Origin of the sequence: Paenibacillus phyllosphaerae (genome assembly GCF_014192105.1) — a bacterium.
GTDB lineage: Bacteria > Bacillota > Bacilli > Paenibacillales > Paenibacillaceae > Paenibacillus_Z > Paenibacillus_Z phyllosphaerae.
Map to the genome: position 1 here is coordinate 33064 of NZ_JACHXK010000011.1, position 17851 is coordinate 50914.

General features: G+C 58.5%; 17 protein-coding genes. 4 read left to right on the forward strand and 13 right to left on the reverse strand.

Annotation, left to right across the window (positions count from 1 at the left end; all coding sequences use genetic code 11):
- Nucleotides 1-61: 61 nt before the first annotated feature.
- The 3 genes from FHS18_RS21005 to FHS18_RS21015 form a co-directional block, all read right to left on the reverse strand.
- On the reverse strand, nt 62-1129 hold the full coding sequence (locus FHS18_RS21005; protein WP_183602270.1) for an undecaprenyldiphospho-muramoylpentapeptide beta-N-acetylglucosaminyltransferase: 1068 nt from the start codon (nt 1127-1129) through the stop codon (nt 62-64).
- 93 nt (nt 1130-1222) lie between these two features.
- On the reverse strand, nt 1223-2167 hold the full coding sequence (locus FHS18_RS21010) for a TRM11 family SAM-dependent methyltransferase (RefSeq protein WP_183602271.1): 945 nt from the start codon (nt 2165-2167) through the stop codon (nt 1223-1225).
- 55 nt (nt 2168-2222) lie between these two features.
- Nucleotides 2223-3146, reverse strand: a complete 924-nt coding sequence (locus FHS18_RS21015; RefSeq protein ID WP_246427810.1) for an ArsR/SmtB family transcription factor — start codon at nt 3144-3146, stop codon at nt 2223-2225.
- A 171-nt stretch (nt 3147-3317) separates the two neighbouring features.
- Here FHS18_RS21015 and arfA point away from each other — a divergent pair, with 171 nt between their 5' ends.
- Nucleotides 3318-4829, forward strand: coding sequence for an arabinosylfuranosidase ArfA (gene arfA / locus FHS18_RS21020; protein ID WP_183602274.1), 1512 nt, complete (start codon nt 3318-3320; stop codon nt 4827-4829).
- Between the two features lie 98 nt (nt 4830-4927).
- Here the strand turns inward: arfA and FHS18_RS21025 are convergent, their stop codons facing one another.
- Nucleotides 4928-5218, reverse strand: a complete 291-nt coding sequence (locus tag FHS18_RS21025) for a hypothetical protein (protein WP_183602277.1) — start codon at nt 5216-5218, stop codon at nt 4928-4930.
- A 206-nt stretch (nt 5219-5424) separates the two neighbouring features.
- Here FHS18_RS21025 and FHS18_RS21030 point away from each other — a divergent pair, with 206 nt between their 5' ends.
- Nucleotides 5425-5667 (forward strand): hypothetical protein, encoded by a 243-nt coding sequence (locus FHS18_RS21030; protein WP_183602278.1) that lies wholly within the window; start codon nt 5425-5427, stop codon nt 5665-5667.
- Nucleotides 5668-5739: 72 nt separating this feature from the next.
- On the opposite strand, the gene FHS18_RS21035 is transcribed toward FHS18_RS21030, so the two are convergent.
- The 6 genes from FHS18_RS21035 to FHS18_RS21060 form a co-directional block, all read right to left on the reverse strand.
- A complete protein-coding gene (locus FHS18_RS21035) occupies nt 5740-6030 on the reverse strand; it encodes an alpha/beta-type small acid-soluble spore protein (RefSeq protein WP_183602280.1) in 291 nt (96 codons plus the stop codon).
- A gap of 143 nt (nt 6031-6173) precedes the next feature.
- The gene (locus tag FHS18_RS21040; RefSeq protein ID WP_183602282.1) at nt 6174-7577 is read right to left on the reverse strand and encodes a transglutaminase domain-containing protein; all 1404 of its coding nucleotides are present in this window, start codon (nt 7575-7577) and stop codon (nt 6174-6176) included.
- Nucleotides 7578-8133: 556 nt separating this feature from the next.
- Nucleotides 8134-8736 (reverse strand): response regulator transcription factor, encoded by a 603-nt coding sequence (locus FHS18_RS21045; protein ID WP_183602284.1) that lies wholly within the window; start codon nt 8734-8736, stop codon nt 8134-8136.
- A complete protein-coding gene (locus FHS18_RS21050) occupies nt 8733-9884 on the reverse strand; it encodes a sensor histidine kinase (protein ID WP_183602286.1) in 1152 nt (383 codons plus the stop codon). Before FHS18_RS21050 ends, FHS18_RS21045 begins: the two co-directional genes overlap by 4 nt.
- Before the next feature lie 5 nt (nt 9885-9889).
- A complete protein-coding gene (locus tag FHS18_RS21055; protein WP_183602288.1) occupies nt 9890-10645 on the reverse strand; it encodes an ABC transporter permease in 756 nt (251 codons plus the stop codon).
- A gap of 2 nt (nt 10646-10647) precedes the next feature.
- Nucleotides 10648-11547, reverse strand: coding sequence for an ABC transporter ATP-binding protein (locus FHS18_RS21060; RefSeq protein ID WP_183602290.1), 900 nt, complete (start codon nt 11545-11547; stop codon nt 10648-10650).
- 1012 nt (nt 11548-12559) lie between these two features.
- On the opposite strand from FHS18_RS21060, the gene FHS18_RS21065 reads away from it, so the two are divergent.
- Nucleotides 12560-13207 carry a hypothetical protein gene (locus FHS18_RS21065; RefSeq protein ID WP_246427811.1) on the forward strand — a complete coding sequence of 216 codons (648 nt, stop codon included), beginning with the start codon at nt 12560-12562 and terminating at the stop codon, nt 13205-13207.
- A gap of 133 nt (nt 13208-13340) precedes the next feature.
- On the opposite strand, the gene FHS18_RS21070 is transcribed toward FHS18_RS21065, so the two are convergent.
- Nucleotides 13341-14231 (reverse strand): LysR family transcriptional regulator, encoded by an 891-nt coding sequence (locus FHS18_RS21070; RefSeq protein WP_183602292.1) that lies wholly within the window; start codon nt 14229-14231, stop codon nt 13341-13343.
- 138 nt (nt 14232-14369) lie between these two features.
- Here FHS18_RS21070 and FHS18_RS21075 point away from each other — a divergent pair, with 138 nt between their 5' ends.
- Entirely contained in the window at nt 14370-15689 is a 1320-nt protein-coding gene (locus FHS18_RS21075) for a uracil/xanthine transporter (protein WP_183602294.1), read from the forward strand.
- A gap of 69 nt (nt 15690-15758) precedes the next feature.
- Here FHS18_RS21075 and FHS18_RS21080 read toward each other — a convergent pair whose 3' ends face one another.
- Both FHS18_RS21080 and FHS18_RS21085 read right to left on the reverse strand, forming a co-directional pair.
- On the reverse strand, nt 15759-16715 hold the full coding sequence (locus FHS18_RS21080; RefSeq protein ID WP_183602296.1) for a Gfo/Idh/MocA family protein: 957 nt from the start codon (nt 16713-16715) through the stop codon (nt 15759-15761).
- 196 nt (nt 16716-16911) lie between these two features.
- A complete protein-coding gene (locus tag FHS18_RS21085; RefSeq protein WP_183602298.1) occupies nt 16912-17397 on the reverse strand; it encodes an HPP family protein in 486 nt (161 codons plus the stop codon).
- Between the last annotated feature and the right edge of the window lie 454 nt (nt 17398-17851).

The window sequence follows — 17851 nt, forward strand, 5'->3', positions numbered from 1 at the left end:
GCTCATTGAAAAAGCCGGATCACATGCATCTGCATGTGATCCGGCTTTTTGGCATTGCTTATTATTTGCTTGCGGTCTTCTTGATTAACTCGAATACGGCCGTTAGCGCGTCGTTCATTTCGCTCTTGCGCATATTCGCTTTATACTGTTCGCGGTTCTCGTACAGGAGCGACAGCTTCTGTAGCAGCGCCTGTTCGGTCAGCTCCTCTTCCTCGAGCACCTCGCAGAACCCCGCGGCCTGGAACGACTTCGCGTTCAGAATCTGATCGCCGCGGCTTTGCTGCCTGCTGAGCGGGATGAGCAGCATCGGCTTGCGCAGCGCGAGGAACTCGAAGATCGAGTTGGAGCCGGCGCGCGACAGCACGATATCCGCAGAAGCGACGAGATCCGGCAGCTCCTGCTGCACATACTCGAATTGCATGTAGCCCGGGCGTTCGAGCGACGGATCCACATTCCCTTTGCCGCACAGATGGACGATCTGGAATGTCTTCGTCAGCTCATCGAGCAAAGACCGCACGGTCTGGTTGATGCGCCTTGCGCCAAGACTGCCGCCCATAATAAGCAGCACCGGCCTCACGGCCGTGAAGCCGCAGAACGCCCTGCCTCTGGCAGCGTCGCCTTGCAGCAGCTCCTCGCGGATAACCGCGCCGACGTGATGGGCTTTGCCGCCGCGCATATGCGCCTCGGTCTCGGGGAAGGTCGTGCATACCCCCGTGGCAAAACGGATCGCGATCTTGTTCGCCAAGCCCGGCGTCAGATCCGATTCATGCAAGAGCACCGGCACGCGGTTCAACCAAGCGCCGAGCACGACGGGGACCGACACGAAGCCGCCCTTGGAGAAGAGCACATCCGGCTTCTCCTTGCGGATGAGATTGTAGGCCTGGAACGCGCCTTTGACCACCTTGAACGGGTCTTTCACATTCTGCCAGCTGAAGTACCTTCTCAGCTTGCCTGTCGCGATGCCATGGTAGCGCACCTCAGGGAGGGATCCGGCCAGCTGCCGCTCGATGCCTGCCTCGGAGCCGACATAATCGACGGACCATCCTTCCTCCTGGAAGCGTGGAATAAGGGCCAGATTGACCGTCACATGACCGGCCGACCCGCCCCCGGTGAACATTATTTTTTTCATGCTTTCCTCACCAGTCTTGTGTTAGTTGCTTGCTGTAATACACCTTATGACCGTCAGCTGTCCATTCATGACAAAAGGTTGCCATCTGCTCGCCTATTGCCGCGAGCAGAGCAGCACCTGCCGCTCGAACCTGCTCTTGCGCACGACGCAGCGGTCGGCAATGACAAGTCTGGCCGCCGCCACGTCCTCATCGATCTGCTCGGTCGTCACAATCACGACCCGCGGCGCTAGCCGGCCGGCGCTCCGCAGCATCTCGATCCGCTCCTCGGGCTCCATTACCGAGCACAGGTTATACGGCAGGTCGATGATCGCCGCGTCATAGCTGCCTTCCGCTTGACGCATATCCAGCAGGCGCACCACGTTCGGCATGCCGTAATGCGCGAGATTGGTCCGCGCCCCGCGTACCGCCAGCGGATTCACGTCGCAGCCGACGATGTCGATGCCCATCGAGATCGCCTCGATAATGACCGTGCCGATCCCGCAGCACGGGTCGATCACTTTCACGCCTTCCGTGTACGGAGCGGCGATATTCGCTACCGCCCTAGCCACGCGCGTGCTGAGCGCCGTCGAGTACGGCTGCGGCTTCTGATTGTGGACCAGCCAAGCCGCCTCTGCGCGCTCCAATTCTCCGAGCAGCCATTGTCCTCGCGCGTAAGCGATGCCGATCAGCCGCTCGGGCTGCTTCATGTCCGCACGTCCGCGGATGCTGCGGCCGATCTGTCTTTCGATCGCGAGCCGTTCCTCGTAAATCTGACTGCCGCCCGTCGCGACGAATATCGCCTTGTAGGTACGGCCTTCCATATCCAGCTGCGCAGCCGCCGAAGCAAGTTCATCCAGCTCGGCCGCCTCCAGAAGAACGGCCAGCCGCTGGCGGATGAACGGGCTTCGCGATGGCGGAAGCTCGCGGTCGGTCACGATGCAGCCTTCCTCCGGCTCGGCGCCTAGCAGAGCGCGCATCTCCATGAAGCACAGCTCGGCTTCGTCCTCATGATACGAAATCTGATATAAATAGCGGTCTGCCGCCTTCGTTGATGCCATGTAGGCCGCACTCCCTTATGTCCTTCGCTTCGCCTATGTGCTCGGCGTACGGCGGTTACGAATTCGATTGGCGATACGTCCGGAACACAATGTCCTGATTATAATTGCCGAACCCTTCTCCGTACAAGGTAATTCCCCCCACATGCGCGGCATTGACCGGAACTTCGACCCGCAGCGCCCAGTCGTTGCGCGTCATGACGATATCGTCTAGCGTCACGCTCGACAGGATTTGACCGTCGATGAATGTGCCGCTCTTCGTAATCCGGACCATCTTCAGCCACCCGTATTGGTTAACCGTCCACCAGGCCGGCGTCAGAATCCCGCGTCCTTCGCCCGGATCGCCTGGACTTGTCCATACGCCCAGGAGCGTATCGTTCAAGTAAAAATGAATGTCCGACGGCCAGTTCTCCCGCGTCCCCGGCGCTTCCGAACCAATCTCGAGCGTAATCTCGATCTCCTCGAGCACCTGGCCGGGCAGGACGTAGTTCGGCAGCCGGTATTCGACGAAGCCGTGGCCGAACCATAGAATCTGCGCCCGCATCCGCTCCGGCTCGAAGAAGTAGCGCGGATCGTCGAATTGGCCGATCACGCTCTCGGTCGTCGCGAGGCCGCATGTCGGGTTGACTTCGCAGCGGGTGTAATGCCCGACCGGAATCGATACCTCTTGAAACTCCCTTACCCGTTCCTGTTCGCTCGGCATCGGGATGGCCAGATCGACGCGGCTGACGGCAAGCGAACACATCTTATGGGTGCCGCCGCCGCGGCGGACGAGCTCGGAACGAATGAGCCCGCCGGTCTCCAGCTTCTTCGTGTGCATCGTCACGATGGCGCTGGACAATCCGAGCGCAGCCGCCAGTTCCTTGACGTTCATCGGCTGATCCGCAAGCAATTCCAGGATACGCAGCCGGACATCGCTGGCCAGCGCCTCGTACAACGGCAGCCATTTGCGATTCGTATTGGCGTGAATAATGGTCATCATAATTTCCCCTTCAATAATAGTTCCGTTCGGCCGTGCATTAATACAAATATTAATTCTAAATTCCGGAAAAGAAAAGCTTGAAATCGCTTTTACGATCGTGTTTAATGATGGTGAAACGAAATTATATTAATCGGTTAATATTATAATTAATTCTAAACAGAGGTGACCCTCATGTCAAACAAAGCAAAGATGATCGTTGACAAAGATTTTCAGATCGGCGAAGTCGATAAACGCATCTACGGCTCCTTCATTGAGCATCTTGGCCGCGCGGTATACGGCGGAATCTACGAGAAAGATCATCCTTCCGCTGACGAGCAGGGTTTCCGTTCCGATGTGCTCGAACTGGTCAAAGGCATTAACGTGCCGATCGTCCGCTATCCGGGCGGCAACTTCGTCTCCGGGTACAACTGGGAAGACGGCGTAGGTCCGGTCGATCAGCGCCCGAGCCGCCTGGAACTGGCATGGCGCACGATCGAGCCGAACTGGGTCGGATTGAACGAATTCATGGACTGGTGTAAGAAGGCCAACACCGAAGCGATGATGGCCGTCAACCTCGGCACGCGCGGACCGGCTGAAGCGCGCGACCTGATCGAGTACGCGAACCATCCATCCGGATCGCTGTTCAGCGACCTGCGCCGCAAACACGGCTACGAGCAGCCTCACGCGATCAAGACATGGTGCCTCGGCAACGAGATGGACGGCCCTTGGCAGATCGGCGCGAAGACGGCGGTAGAATACGGCCGGATCGCGAACGAGACCGCCAAAGTCATGCGCTGGGTCGACCCGACGATCGAGCTAGTCGCCTGCGGCAGCTCCAGCCTCCAGATGGCGACCTTCCCGGAGTGGGAAGCGACCGTGCTGGATTTGACGTATGACAACGTCGATTATATCTCGCTGCACCAATATTACGGCAACCGAACCAATGACTCCGCCAACTTCCTGGCGCTGTCGCTCGGCATGGATAAATTCATTAATACCGTCATTTCCACCGCAGACTATGTGCAAGCGAAGAAGCGCGGTAAAAAGAAGATCAACCTGTCCTTCGACGAATGGAATGTCTGGTTCCACTCGAACGACGCGGACCGCAAGCTTGATCCTTGGCAAATCGCGCCGCCGCAGCTCGAAGACATCTACAACCACGAAGACGCTCTCGTCGTCGGCTGTATGCTCATCAGCTTGCTGAAGCGCGCCGACCGCGTCAAGATGGCCTGCATCGCGCAGCTGGTCAACGTTATCGCGCCGATCATGACCGCAAACGGCGGCGCAGCATGGAAGCAGACGATCTACTATCCATACATGCATGCCAGCCTGTTCGGCCGCGGCACGGCGCTTGTGCCGCTCATCAACTCGCCGAAATACGATTCAACGGAGTACACGGACGTGCCTTACCTCGAATCCGTAGCCGTTCACAACGAGGAGAATGGCGAAGTGACGATCTTCGCGGTCAACCGTGACCTGAATGGCGAACTCGGCTTCGAGATCGACCTGCGCAGCTTCGGCTCCTGCCGCATCATCGAGCACATCGTCCTCGAGAACGACGATCTGAAAGCAGCGAACACGCTCGACAACCCGAACAACGTGACGCCGCATACGCGCGGCAACGCGACGGTAGACGGCAACAAGATCGAAGCCTCCCTGCCGAAAGCGTCCTGGAACGTCATCCGCGTCAAAATCAACGGTTAATGCCATTATGCTTTCCTAAATAAGAGGGGCAGCCTTTCTCATCTTGGATGAGAGGGGCTGCCCTTCTTGGCCGTCAGCTGCCGAACGCGGCGCCACGATCACGCCTTCCCCTGCAAGCCGTGGGCAGCTGCGCGCTGCTGGGCCGCAAGACGATAGGGAATCGCTTTGACCCGCCGCAAGCGCGAGCCGCTCTGGACGGCACGCTTCATCGCGATCGGCGCGATCATGCTTCCGATGAAGGCGGAGACGACCGGCAAATGCCCTTTTTGCATCAGCCAATAAGCCGCGCTGCCGCCTATGAAATCATAGATGATGAACTGCCTTATATAAGAAATGGGAATAACCAGCATAACATACCGCCCAGGCGGTACGCGCCTTGCTCTGAACACCTTGTGAATCCCTCCCTGCTTTGCCTGCAATCCTTCCTATCCGTTCAATCTATTCGCCTGCCGAGTTGTCCCATACGTCCAATTCGAACAAGCGCGCCGTAGAAGAACGAAGCGCCCAACATCTTTCCGACTGCTCGGCCATAGACTAGCAGTAGCAAGGCTTGACCGTGAACGGCTTGCTCGAGATGAACAGGAGTGTGATCCAGATGTCCGATTCCGCCAACGATCCGAAGCAAACGGCGAAGGCGGCCGTAAACCCGCGCATGCAGGACTTTGAGCTCGACCTCAATCTGGATAGCTTGGACCGGCTCGAAGCCGGCGGCCCCATGAAGGTGGTCGAGTGGTCGGCGCTGCCGGATGCCGTCCGCCATTGGAGCTATATGCTGGCTATGGTTTGCGCTGGCGTGCTGATCTTTATCGCTATCCAACACTTCGGCGTGTTTGAATGAACAGCCTCTCTTCAAAATCCACGCAAAAGCCCCGCGGTTACATGAACCGCGGGGCTTTCGCTTTTGCCGTATCTATTGCCGCTGCTGATCGACGAGCTGCTGCTGAGCCAGCTTGATCATCTCGCGCACCATCGTGCCGCCGATCTGACCGCCAACATGGCCGGCCGCTTCCGTCGTCAGATTGCCGTTGTCTCCGCCTGGCGTCAGCGGGACGCCGAGCTCTCGGGCCACTTCGTATTTCACGTCGTCGGGTCTAGACGGATCCACCGCATAGCCTTGCCGGCGCATCACTTCCGCCTTGAATTGGCGCATGCCTTGCTCCGCTCCGGGTACGATCAGTCTATTCCTGCTTCGTCTTGCCATTTACGTCTCACCTGCCCTTTCCTGGTAGTCGAGGCCTGCTAAGCCTTAACATGCCCGAAGGGGTGGCATCGTATCCAAACCGGATTAAGCTAGGATGCTCGTTACCCGCCGCCGGCAAGTATCAAGCCGAAACGATAATAGGATCAGCGGTAACGCAGCGAGATCGTCAGCACCCCGCCGCTGCCGAAGACGCAGTCGAAGCCCGCAACGATCGGATGGCTGAAGATGATTGCTTTCAGCTCCTCCATATTTTTCTCGCGCGTATAGCTGCGTTTGATCGTGATGGCGGTGTCGTAGCTTCCGATCGCCCGGTTGATCCGGTCCACGAATTCCTCCCGGCTCTCGGCGACGAGCCCGTTCATGACGTAATAGTTGAAGGCCGTCGCCGCCGCTTCCGGCAGGCTATCCTTCCAGCTGTGGTCCTGGCGCAGTTCCTCGTCCGTTACGTTGAAATACCCGTAATCCACGCGGCCCGCTATATCCGGCACCGGATCATCCCAGGTCACGTCCAGGTTGTAGTATTCCCCGCCCAGCTTCACTTTGTTCCAAGCATGGGCTTCTCCGTTCACCGTCCCGGTTACGATATGCGCCTCGATGCCCGCCAGATTGAGCATGAGATTGGCGGCGTTGGCGTACCCCTGACAGACGGCGATGCCCAAGATGAGCGCGCCATAGGCGCTGTAGGAATCTTTGGGGACCGTCCCTTGATTGTAATTGTCTTCATCGTAGACGGTGTTCAGCACCAGATAATCGTGAATCGCCAATTCCTTCTCGTAGTCGCTCATTCCCGGCCGGATGATCTTCGCCAGCACCGTGTGGGCTTCCTCGTAGATCGTCTGCACCCGTGTATCCGTAATGGATGGCGTCAGTCCGTACTGAACGGCGGTTAGCAGCGCCTTCTCCGTGCCCACCTTCAGCTTGCCGAACTGCTTATGGATGCGGTTCACGAGCACGATCGCCTGCTCGATCGTCGTCGTCTGCTTCGGGAGAAAATAGACCTCATTCTGATAGACGCTCCCTTGAATCAAGCCGCCGGACGCCATCGCCTCGATTGCCTCTTGCGACCAGGATGCCATCTGCTCCTCGTCGGCAAAAGCCGGCAGCGCCTCTTGTTTCATTCGTCCCTTCAAGTTGGTTATCGTCATCGTGTTGTACAACATGACCGCCAACTGCTCCCGCGTGATGAGCAAATCCGGCGAGAAGGTCGTCTTGCTCGTCCCGTTCATCAGCCCAAGCTTGACGCCCTGTGCCGCGTAGAAGTTGCGCGTGTCCCGGAATGGATTGCTGACCGGGCCTTCCAGCCGCTGCCCCGTCAACGCTTCATACAGCAGCAGAATCATCTCGGCGAATTGAACGCGCGTAATCTTGCTCGTATAGCGTCCCTCCACCCATTGGGGCAGAATGCCGCTTATCTCGGCTTCCTGTATATCCCGCTCCGCCCACTCGCTCGGCTGTGACGCTCCGCCTGCCGACACCGTCTGGCTCCAACTGACACTGACCGAAGATAAGGTCGTTACCATGATGATAATAGCTATTGCCCGTTGCATAAACGAATTGCTTCTTCTCAAAGCCTTCCCACTCCAGTCCGTTCTAGTTGCACGGATTCGCCTCCCCAGGCTCCGTCACTTGATATGCGTAAAGTTAAACGCGGACCTTGGCCATAAGTTTCGCTAGGTTTGGATAATTTTCCATAATATGACTCTCCGAGGGCCGAGGGTTGGTCCCTCTGGACTCCACCTGCACCTCCCCTAAATCCCCTCCTGAGGAGGGGACCCCGAGGGCAACCGCCCTCTGGACACCCGTAAGGAGCGAGATTCGGAACGCGGCCGTCTTCGATCTGTCCTTTCGTGGTCTGAGACGCTTTTGTCCTAACAAGTGATTGGCATGAACACCACATGCCTCCACTCGCTTGGACAAAGCTTCGGGTTCGAGCTTCGTTCGTTATGTTGATGCCTTGGGGTGGAATGGACTTCATGAGGTGGTGATATTGGATCGAGGTGCTTGGAACGCTTTGTCCTTGCGGACAGGCTTACGTCTTCCACTACAAAAAAAGGTAGGGGCTGCGCCCCTACCTTGTTGCCTTCCTCGTAACATCCATCATCATTATCCCAGCCAGCCCTTTTTCTGCGCGATCCCTATCGCTTCGATTCGGTTCTTCGCTTCTAGCTTCTGCATCGCCTCGGAGAGATAGTTCCGCACCGTTCCGGCGCTTAAGAAGAGCGACTTGGCGATTTCGCCGGCGCTTAAGCCTTCCGCCGCTAGCTTGAGCACTTCGCGCTCGCGTTCGGTCAACGGATTCTCCTCTTCCCAGAACGTGAGCGCCAGCTCCGGGCTGACCGCCCGGCCGCCGGCATGCACGGTGCGCAGCGCGGCTCCTAGTTCCTCGATCGGCGAGTCTTTCAGCAGGAAGCCTCGCGCTCCCGCACGAATCGCCCGTTGAAAATACCCCGCCCGCGAGAACGTCGTCAGGATGACGACGCGGCAATCGAGCTGCAGCTCCTTCACTTTCTCCGCTACATCCAGACCGCTCAGCAGCGGCATCTCGATATCGAGCAAGCACAGATCCGGCCGCTCCTGCATGATCAGCTGCAGTGCCTGCTGCCCGTCCCCGGCCTGGCCGACGACCTCGATATCGTCTTCCAGATCCAACAGGGCGCTCAAGGCGCCTCGCAGCATGGCCTGGTCTTCCGCTATGATGACTCTCATGGGTGTCTGCCCTCCTTGTTCTCCATCGCAATGGATTTCGCTAGCTTGGGGATAATCATTTCCACCCGAAGTCCCCCTTCTTCCCTAGGCTGAAATTGCAGCTGCCCTTCGATCAGCTTGAGCCGCTCCCGCATGCCGCGCAAGCCGCTCGTTGCTTTGTGCTCGCTAGCTTCCGCCTCTAGTCCGATACCGTCATCGGCAATGACGAGCACCATCGATTCGGCACGTTCCTGCCGTTCCACGAAGCAGGAACGTGCCTTGCTATGCTTCACGATATTGGTTACCGCTTCACGCAGGCACATGCCCGCGATATTATCGATGATCGGTGACGGAGCCGGTGCCTGCACGGCGCCGCGCAGCGTAAATTCGATGCCGGCCGCGGCCAAGATTTGCTTGGCCTGCTCGACCTCGCTCTGGATCGTCACCGCGCTCATATTGAGCACGAGCTCCCGCACCTGCTTCAAGGCAGCGCGTGAAGTCGCCTGGATATCTTTCACTTCCTGCACGGCGCGCTCGGGGTTCCGAGTGATCAGCTTCTCCGCCAGCTCGCTCTTCAGCGTAATGAGCGACAGCGTATGGCCCAGCGTATCGTGCAGGTCGCGCGAGATCCGCTGCCGCTCCTCCTGCTTGGACAGCCGCGCGATCTCTTCGTTCGCCACGCTCAGCTTGCTGCGCAGCTCTCTAGATCGGCGCCCGGTCCTAATCGCGAAGGGCATGAATAGCGTGATGAGCATCGCCGGCAGCAGCTGAATGACCAGTTCGGCATTCTCATGTACGGAATAATATTGGAAGACGAGTCCATGCATGAGGAGCATGATGCCTTGAGCCAACAGCATCTGCCGAAGCGTCGCGAGCATCCCGATAAGCGGAGAAGGGTAGAAGGACATGTACACGAAATTCGGATCGTACCGGAAACAAGCAACCGAGATAAGCGCGATCTGCAGCACAATCATGTAGAAGCGCAGCTCTCTCACCTGTTGGCCGATTAAGTAGGAAGCAGCGAACACGAGAAGGAACGCGAGCCCGATCAGCCGTTCTTCCATCGGCTGCTGGAACAGCGTATAGAGCGGAAAGGCCATGTACACGAGCCATACCGCGAAAAAAACCAAAGGCGGTCCATCGCTGGACCGCTTTAACCATCGACGCATGGGAGCTACACCGCTTCCTGTTTTTTCATAATATACGTCGAGATGAACATGAAGACAAGCACGTACGCGACCAGAATGCCGACGCTCGCCCACGGAATGGATCCGCTGCCGCCGACGATGTCCCACGCGCCTTGGCCGAGCCGGTAGGTCGGGAGGAATTTGGAGATGGTCTGCATCAGATCCGGCATAACCGTCGTCGGCATCCACAAGCCGCCTGCCACGGACATCGCCATATACACCAGATTGCTGACGACCTGCACCAGCTCTACATTACGAATGGTGCCGAGCAGCGTGCCCAGCGACATGAAGGCGAAGCCGCCGACCCAGATCCACAGTCCGCTTTCGACCCATTGCGCCGCGCTCAGCTCGACATCTTTGACGAAAGCCCCGAGCAGGAACAAGAACACGATAATCCCCATATTCAGCGCGCCTTGGGAAAAAATTTTGGCCAGCAGCTGCACGTAGCTGGGGAGCGGCGTGAGACGCACCAGCTTATTCCACCCTTGCGCGCGTTCACGCGAGAAGCGGACGGCCATCGTCGTCATGCTCGCCCCGATCACCCCGTACGCCGTCATCGACATCAGATAATAGGCTTTCCAGTCGCTGCCCCCAACCTGCGTCGTATCTCCGACCGTTCCCGTAAAAATAAAGTAGAACATCGCCGGCATCAGGATGGTGAAGATGACGAACCGGCGGTTGCGGATCGTACGCAGCAGCTCCGCTTTCAATTGCGCCTTTAGCGCTCTCATCGTCAGGTTCATGATTAGCTCACGGCTCCTTTCGTTTCGACCAGCATCCGGAAGGCTTCCTCGAGCCCGCCGCTTTGAATCTCAATATCGCGCATCGGCAGCTGCCTTCTGATGAGCTCCGCGATCAACCGATCGGTATCCAGGCTGGTCAACTTGACGCGGCCTCCGTTCCATTCCACGCCGGTTACGCCCGGAATCGCCTGCAGTATCTCCGTCGTTAGCGCTGCGCCGGCCGTGAACGATATGATTCGGCCCGTCGTCTCCGCCTTAATCTGGCTCGGCGTGCCGTCCGCCGCCACCTTGCCTTGATTCACGACGATGATCCGGTCGGCGATGCTGTCCGCCTCCTCCAGATAGTGCGTCGTCAGCACGATCGTGCGGCCGCCGACCGCCATGGCGCGCACCGTCTCCCAGAACAGCTGCCGGCTCGTGACGTCCATGCCGACGGTCGGCTCGTCGAGGAACAGAATGTCCGGGTCGCCCGCCAAGGCAAGCGCGAATCCGAGCCGTCGCTGCTGGCCGCCCGAGAGCGAGACCGCCATTTTGTCCTTCTCTTGCGTGAGGTTCGCGATCTTCAGCAGCCGTTCGAGCGGCAGCGGCCGTTCATAGTAGCTGCGGAACAGCTCGATCGTCTCGCCCACCTTCAGGCCGTCGACGACGCTCACTTCCTGCAGCATCGCGCCGATCCGTTGGCGCACCTGCATGTCGCGCGGGTCCTGGCCGAGCAGCTTCACCGTCCCGCTCGTCGGCTGCTGCAGGCCGAGGATCATGGAGACCGTCGTTGTTTTGCCTGCGCCGTTCGGTCCGAGCAGCGCTACGACGCTGCCTTTTTCTATGGTGAGGGTCACGTTGTCTACAGCTTTCTTGCCGCCATACGCCTTATTGACCTGCTTCAATTCGATTACCGCGGTCATTGCCTTCACTCTCCCTTGAGCTAACTTCGTGTCTTCATCGTACCGGATGGAGGGGTAGGCGCATCAGACATGAATATCATGAGATCCATATGACAAATATCAGATTTCGGTATGTACCCGCATCATGCGGACGACAGCACCTCTGGAGACAACCGTGTTTCAGCCTCCTGATTTACGGTTGCATGGCTGTCAAATGACAAATTCCTGAATTTTGTAGTTGTGTTTGAACCTGTAATCTTGTATAATTCTCTCTTGTAGTGAAAGTAACCCCTTATAAATTCCTCGATCAGGATTATGGATTTATCTCACACTCCTCACATCCGAACACATCATTCCTTTTAATTACCGGCTGCAGTTGAAGGAACACGGATTCACCACTGGCGCGGTCTAGGAACCGCAAGGACGATTGAGAGGTTAGGGCTTTCGTTGTTTTCGTGCAAGACAAGGTCATTGATTGATGCTCCAGGTCGCAAGACCGGGAATGCAGCATGAATCGTTGACGATGACATTTGGAAAACATGAGCGGTTACGCTACCATATATGGCGCATGTCAGCGCGTAATGAATTAGGCCCTCGTCTCGATCAGAGACGGGGGCCGTCCAATTTTAAACCCCTCTGCTCCGCCTTCCGTCCCCGCTGCACTCGACTTTAGACGGGAGCGGTCCGCTCATCTAAGGTCTAGCTGCGGTTCATGCCAGCGCCGGAAGTTTCTTCCATATCCCACCTCTACAATGAAGGTATCAACTCAACGTGGAAGGTGGGGTTATCTGGATGAACGCAAGCAGCGCTCACAAGCGTAAGGAGGAACGGCAGACCAGGCTGGTTCCGGCGGAAAAAGCATTGCTCTATACCGGACTGCTCGGCTTCTTGCTGGCAGCGGCATGCGGAATTTGGGTGTTGATTCAGGGGGGGCGAGGTACTGCCGGACGGCGATGTCGCCAAAGCCGTATCTTTCAACGCCGCACTCGGGATCTTCCTGATCTCGACGGCGCTCATCAGCCCTTTCGCTCGAATGGGCAACAAGGTCCGCAACCTGTTCAGCTGGTCGTATATTGCGCTATCGCTATATGCCTACTTCGCGGAGACGGTTCAGAACTTCCGCGGCATCGATCCGAGGTTCGTGGAGAACGGCAGCGCCTTCGATATGACCGTGGGCACGCTATTCGCGACGGTTGCCATGCTGCTGATCGTGCTCTACCTGCCGTTCGCCTCGTACTTCTTCCGTGCCAAAACCTATCGGGCCAATCCGGAAATGGTGCTGTCCGCCCGGTATGCGATCATCGCCATCCTGCTCTCTTTCGCCGCCGGCATCTGGATCTCGATGAACACCGGACGCTTCACGGGGAGCGGCGGCAATATCATCTGGCTGCACGGGCTTGGATTCCATGCCCTGCAAGCGATCCCGATCGTCGCGTGGCTGACGAAGTCCACAGCGCTTCCTCTGGCGATTCGGCAGCGTTATGTTCATATTACGGGCGTGCTCTATATCGCGGGACTGCTCGCCATCGGTTGGCAGACGGTACTCGGTCAGCCTATACTCGAATGGTCCATGCTGCCGATCTCGGCCGGTCTCTGCTTCCTGGTATCGTTCGGCAGCGGCATGATGACGCTCCGTCAAGCGCTTAGCGGACCGCAGCCGACTCAGGCGCGGCGGATGTAAGTCAGTTTGCGGGGAAGTCATCTACTGCTGTTCGTGACAAAAAGCCCGGAGGTATTCGCCTCCGGGCTTCGCGCGTTCCACGCCCTGCTCGCTTGCTCGGCACGCCGTAGTCGCCAGCTGGCCGCTTAATCGCCTACTCCGCCGCTTTCGAGCCCGCTTCCCTATAGGCCTCGATGAACGCCTGCGCCGCCTTCGACACCCAGCCGCTCGCATGGCCGATCAAGCCGAACAGCGCCGGGGACGGATTCCCCTCGAGCGCATACTTTCGCACCGGCACGCCGCGGTGCAGCTTCACCACCGTCTCCGGCACGATCGTCGCCCCGAAGCCGGAGGAGACCAGCTGCATGAGCGTCGTAATATCCGAGCATTCGCACACGATGTTCGGTTCCAGCCCCCGCTTCATGAATTCCTCCCGGATCAGCTGGTACAAGCCCAACCCTTCCGTACTCGGTACGATCAGCGGATGCCGCGCCATGCGCGTGAACGAGATCGAGCCGCCCGGCTCGTCGCAATCGTAGGCCGTCACAAAATAATGCGGCTCGCTCTTCACGTAATGCAGCGTGAAGCCGTCGAGCTCGAGCGGCAGGCGGACGATCGCCAGATCGATCGAACGCTCCTTCAGCTGCTGGCACAGGTGGGCGGAATCGTTCTGTTGGATGCTGAACGTGAAATTCGGATACCGCTGCTGGAACAGCCGCAGGATCCGGGGCAGCCGTTCATCGGACAACGTGTTGATGCCGATCGCGAGCCGCCCGCGCAAGCCGTGCCGAATGGCCTGCACCTCATCGGCCGCCTCCTGCACGGAGGAGACGATGCGGACCGCATGCTTGTAGAGCGCCCGGCCCTCCTCGGTCAGCTGCATCCCCCGGCCATCCCGCTCGAACAGCCGGGCGCCGAGCTCCTCCTCCATCGCGCGCAGCTGCTGAGACAGCGGCGGTTGCGCCATGTGGAGCCTTTTGGCGGCCGCGGTAATCTGGCCTTCCTCGGCGATCGCGATGAAATATCGCAGCTGCTTAATGTCCAAGCCCTCGCCCCCTCTCATCACCAGGTATATGAAAAAAGTATGGAAGCTGAAGCATTTTCATATTTCCTTATATGTTACGTCCTATGTTACCATGTTTGCGACTTACATGGAGAACGTATAGGAAGGAACGAATCCAACATGCCCCCAACAACACGATCGCCTCAAGTCATGCTTGCCGGTGTTCAGTGGATGTTTTTTATTCTTGCCAATACCATCGTCGTCCCGCTTACGCTCGGCCAGCTGTTCGGGCTGCCGGCGGAGCAGATCGCGTTTACGCTTCAGCTGTCGTGCGTGCTGACCGGCATCGTCTGCGTGCTGCAGGCGTTAGTCGGCCATCGCTACGCCATTATGGACGGACCGTCCGGCGTCTGGTGGGGCATTACGCTTAGCCTCACCTCTGCCGCTTCCGCCAGCGGCGCTTCGATCTCGGAGATCGGAGGCGGACTTGCGGCGGGCTTCATCCTGGCCGGCGTCATGATGACCGTCTTGGGCGTGCTCGGCGCCGCGCAGCATATCACCCGCTGGTTCACGCCGGTCGTCATGAGCGTCTCGCTGTTCCTGCTGGCCGTGCAGCTGATTATGCACTTTTTTACCGGGATGCTGGACATTCAAGCCAATGGCCAAATGAACGCCCCCGTCGCGGCGCTCTCTGCCGCGATCGCCGTCCTCGTCGGCCTCATCCAGATCAAGGTGCGCGGATGGGTCTCGAACTTCGCCATGCTGATCGGGATTATCGCGGGCTGGATCGCCTTCGAGCTGTGTTTCCCGGAAGCCCGCGGCACCGTCACGCATAGCGTCAGCGTAACGCCGCTGTTCCCTTGGGGAACGCCGCGCCTGGACTTCGGTATCATGCTGACGTCCTTCATCGTGGGCATGATCAATATGTCGAACACGATTACCGCCCTGAGCGCGGCCGGCAAACTGTATGGCCAGTCACCGACGGAGAGCCAATACAAGCGGTCGTTCCTGCTGACGGGGCTATCGACGATCGCGGCGCCGTTGTTCGGCCTGCTGCCCTTCGGCACGTTCGTCTCGTCGCTCGGACTGCTCGAGAGCACCAAGATCCTGCACCGCCAAGCGCTGGCCATCGGCGGCGGCCTGTTCCTCATTCTCGGGCTGTTCCCTGCCCTTGGACTATGGTTCTCCCAGCTGCCGCTCAGCGTCGGGAGCGCCGTATTGTTCATCGCTTATCTCCAAATGTTCGGCACGGCCTTCCGCTCGATCCAGGGCCAGCAGATCGATGCCAAAGGCTTCTACCGCATCGCGATTCCGATTCTGCTCGGCATGAGCATCATGAATACGCCGTCGTCCGTCTTCATCGAACTGCCGCTCGCGATCCGTCCGCTCGTCAGCAACGGACTCGTCGTCGGCATTCTCGCCTCCGTGGTACTGGAGTTTCTCGCCAGACGCCCCAAGCAAGCCTCGGCCCCGCTCTCCCAAGCGGAGTCGATGAAATAACCGGGCCGGCTCCTTGCGCTTATAATTAACAAAGGCTCACGCGCTATCAAGCACGTGAGCCTTTTCATGCTACCCTTCCAAATAAGCGGCCAGCTTCTCCACCATATAGTGGCTGCCGAGCACCTTATCGGCGCTGATGCTGCAGCTAGCCGGATCAGCAAGCGAAGCAAGCGTATGCTCCACGACGCCGACGAAGCCGCGACGCAGCAGATGCGAATCCCATCCGCCGAAGCCCAGCGTCTGCCCGCCGGCAGCATCCCCGTATAACACCGCGCGCTCTAGCTCCTCGACAACGGCGCTGCGGCCGCTGCCGTGCAGCTCGATCCGCTCGCTGTCCAGCCCCGCGCCGCGGTCCATCGAGAATACCGCCGTGCAGCCGCTCTGCCGCTCCCGCAGCATGCCCAGCGCCGAGCGCAGCTGACCTTGTTCGTCGGCCAGCACCGTCGCCGCGGCGAGCTCCGCCTCTCCGCCTCGCGCGGAAGCGAGCCACATCGCCAGGTCGATGGCATGGATCGCATCATCGTAGAGCGTTTCCTTGGCGATGCGCCGCTGCGGTTTGGTCCGGTTCTTTTGCACGAGAACGGTCTGCGGCCCGCCTGCCTCCTGAAGCCATTGCCTCGCCCCGGTCACCATCGGCGCGAAGCGCCGGTTGAAGCCGACCGCGAGCAGCTTGCCGCGGGATACCGCCTCGGCCGCCATCTCCTCCGACTCCCGAATATCGCAAGAGAGCGGCTTATCGACGTACACATGCACGCCGCTCGCGAGACAGCGCATCGCGACCTCATAATGCGAAGATGTCGCGCTATGAACGAACACGACGTCCGGCCGCTGGGCGAGCAGCTCCTCCAGCTGCGTGAACCGTCCAGCAATCCGATATTGATCGGCCGCGCGCTTAATCGTCTCCTCGTTGCGGCTCATCAACCCGACAACTTCTACCTGGGGGTGGACGGCAAGGATCGGCAGATAAGCTTTCTGCGCGATGTCCCCGATCCCCACAACTCCTACTCGTACCCGATTCGCTCCCATGTTTCCCTCTCCCTCTCGCTATAAGCAACGCTATGTACACGATATTGCTAGCATAGCACGAAGCGTAGCGCGTGACCAAGACGCTGAATCCCTCGCCTGCACTGGCGGCAAGGCGCGATTCAACGTCTTTTTCATGAAAAAAATCTCCCCATCCCGCAATCGATCGGGACGAGGAGATTATGGTACGAAACGGCGCTCATGGCGCCTGTTCGGCTTTCGTCGTCTCCTGCCTTCTGATAGGCAGCCACGACATGTCTGGCAGCTTCTTCTCCAGCCAATCGACGCCCATCAAGAGCAGCGTCAATCCGGTTAGCGAGACGCCGATCAAGACTGGCACGTGCCAAGCTTCCGCCGCCCCGGAGAAGAAGGGAATGAACGATACGGCGAGCACCGGCGGCGCGTTCAGCTTGAGCAGATGTTTAAGCTGAATGATGAGCAGCGTATTGATGAATAGAGCCATAATACCGGGCACGAAGGAGAAAATGAGTGTGCCGATCAAGGATGCGATGAAAGCGCCGAGCGCGATGCGTCCGATCCCCCGGTAATCCGACCGGGACATGAACAAGAAGCAGAAGGCGCCAAGCGTCGGATAGAAGAGCATTTTGAGCGCCGGCAGATGCAGGGAGATCCAATAGATCACGGCCACATAGCCGCATATCGCCCAAACGCGTAAATTCAACATGCGATTCCCACTCCATTATGACATGTTGTGTCAGTTCAAAACCTAACATGTTGTATTCTACCCCGCACCGCCGGATGCGTCAACCATAAGCATTCCCGGCTTGTCCCGTTGGCCGTTCGGCAGCTAGGAACGCTCGTCTCCTACATGAGCGCCGCCCGCCGGATTGATGCCAAATACAGTGCTTCCGTGCCAGTCAGAGGCCAGTTGTCGCTGCTCCTATTTGCGGCTGCAGCACGCAATCCCTCATTTGGCAAAATTCTACAGAAGTTTTCATGTTTTTCGCCGTTTAGGACAGATGTCCTTGCAATTCGCATCCATATCGCCTTGCCTTATGATATAATTCACGCAAGATGATAGGGAAGAAATCACCAACTTCTGGTGGATTGCGTTCCATACCGGGAAGTGCTACGGTTGATTGAACAACGCAAAACTTGTATACGAACTGCATTCAAGA